Below are 2,179 nucleotides of genomic sequence, written 5' to 3'. Positions count from 1 at the left end.
AAAACACCCACCCGTAATTGAAAAACACCTTAAAATGGCTAGCCCCTTCATTGAAAACAAAAGAGTTCGTGTAATCGCTACCACTAGAAACGACGCTAGCTTTTCTTTGGATTAAAGGGATGCTAATCCCTACAGAATATTTAGAATGCTTATGGCGGTAATTCAACCCGGTAGCCACATCTAAATTGCCGCTCCCTTTGACTTTGTTCAACACATAATAGCTGTTATACAAACCCCTTAACCCCCCAAAGATACCAAAAGAGGAAGAAAAGTTCCTTCTCGTTTGAATGCCTGTAGGGTTATTTTTATTGGAGTAAGTGGTGATAAAATCCAATAACAAATCTATCCCCCCACCATAGCTCAATTGCTGGAATTTTTGATTAAGGGCTTTAGAATAGTTGTATTTGATGATGCCATAATAAGCCAACCCTATGAAATCATTAAAGTAGTTTTGATAGCCTATCTTAGCGTTAACCCCTAAAATAGGGCTTCTAAAACTCTGTGAAGCGCTTGAAAAATAGTGGTTGGTAACGCTAGAAGTGACAAAGGTTTTTTGAATGGTGCTGAGCATGGAATTGGCCAAATCTTGCGTGTTCAGACTAGCGTTTAGATTGTAGTTTGTTTGATTACTGAGATTAGCGAAATTGATCGGTAAAGCGTTTTGGTTGATGAGCTGCTGCCAAACCGCTGCTGTTACCCCTAAAAAGCCAGCTGGGACATCCGCGCAATTGTGATAGATGGAATTAGGGTAGTTGCTAGGGAAAGCGCTCTGGCCTTGACCTCCATAAAGCGAACACACATTATAGGGGAGGCCATCAGAATCTTTTGGCTTGCCATTATTATCCTTTTCCACTTGACCATCTTTCGTTACCGGCACTCTTTGATAAGTCATGTTCCCATTGTGGGTATAGCCTTTGGTGTGGCTGAATTCATGCAAGATGGTTCTTAAATCCTCTAACTTGATAGTCTTAAGGTCGTTGCCAAAGAGTTTTTTAGGATCTAAAGCAGAAGCCACTACCCCTAACTGGCCATAATGCTTGCCATCATCATTGTTGCTAGGGGTAATATCACTCCCAAGCCCTACAACCCCTGAATCCTTTAGAATAACGACATCAAGATCCGCTTTGTTTCTAAATTTATTGACAATGTCTTGTTTGTTTAACACATATTGTTGGTTTTGAGAATTGACAAGCCCATTTGTCCCAGGATTCACGCATTCATTCTCCTTGCTGGTATCGCATTCCTCTCCTCCGCCTTTATTAGTGAATTCAAAAGGAGCGTTTAAGATCGCATCGCCCCAAGATTGGGAGTCTAAGACAGCGATCATGTTCAACATTAAATTAGTGAATTCCTCTGCGGTTTGTGGGGTGAAAGCTTCCCAGTGGTTTTCGTGATCTTTAAATTTGTTTTCATTCCTGTAATTTACGATCAAATCTGTCTTAATGTTATTGAGCGTTTCAAACACCCTTTGCGTGTTAGCGTCAGAAACAGAAGTGCTAGTGGCTTCAATTTTTGGAAGAAAGAAAGTATAGGGACCAATTTTATCAAACGCCTCTTTTAGACTATCAAACGCCTCCCCAGGTAAAACAATCTTAGAGTGTTTGGGGATAGTCTCTATCACGCCCAGATCGATCATATTGCCTTGAGCGTCTGTAAAACTAAGCTTAACATTGCTTAAATTATAAGGCAAGAAGTTTTCTATAGTTAATTGACCATTATACATATATAACACTCTAACAGGGGATAAAGATGAGAATTTTAATTTTGAAATCGCTTCGGCATTGGTGAATAAATTAGCCGCTCTTTTTAAAATCGTGTCTGTGGGTAAATAATTGTAAGTCGCGTAAGTGTTTTTTGTGGTGGTGTGTCTTTTTTCTTGCGTTTGAACGCCTTCTAACAGCCCGGTTTCAAACCCAGCTTCTATGAAAAAGCCATTTTTCTCATTCGCTTCTAAAACACTGAACAATAAAAGTGGGATGAATAGTTTTCTCATGGTTATCTCTTTTTAGTCTATGGTGTTTTTATTATACAATTTAAGGGGATTGTTTGTTGGTTTTTTGGAATTTAAAGCTTTTACAAGGGATTAGTGTTTCATATTGAAACAAAATTTTAAAAACAAGCGTTTGTTTTAGGGTTTATTTAAAATTAATCAGGCTGTGTTAATGAAAGTTTGATAGTT

At 38.6% G+C, this 2,179-nt stretch carries 1 protein-coding gene; it reads right to left on the bottom strand.

What is annotated here, in order from left to right:
• A partial coding sequence (locus FIM44_RS08360; protein WP_140579750.1) for a porin family protein occupies positions 1–1,993 on the bottom strand: 1,993 nt, incomplete at its 3' end.
• Between the last annotated feature and the right edge of the window lie 186 nt (positions 1,994–2,179).

This window comes from Helicobacter pylori, from assembly GCF_006440215.1.
Classification (GTDB): domain Bacteria; phylum Campylobacterota; class Campylobacteria; order Campylobacterales; family Helicobacteraceae; genus Helicobacter; species Helicobacter pylori_CS.
The sequence above is the reverse complement of the archived record's forward strand: the minus strand, read 5'-3'. Positions and strand labels throughout refer to the sequence as shown.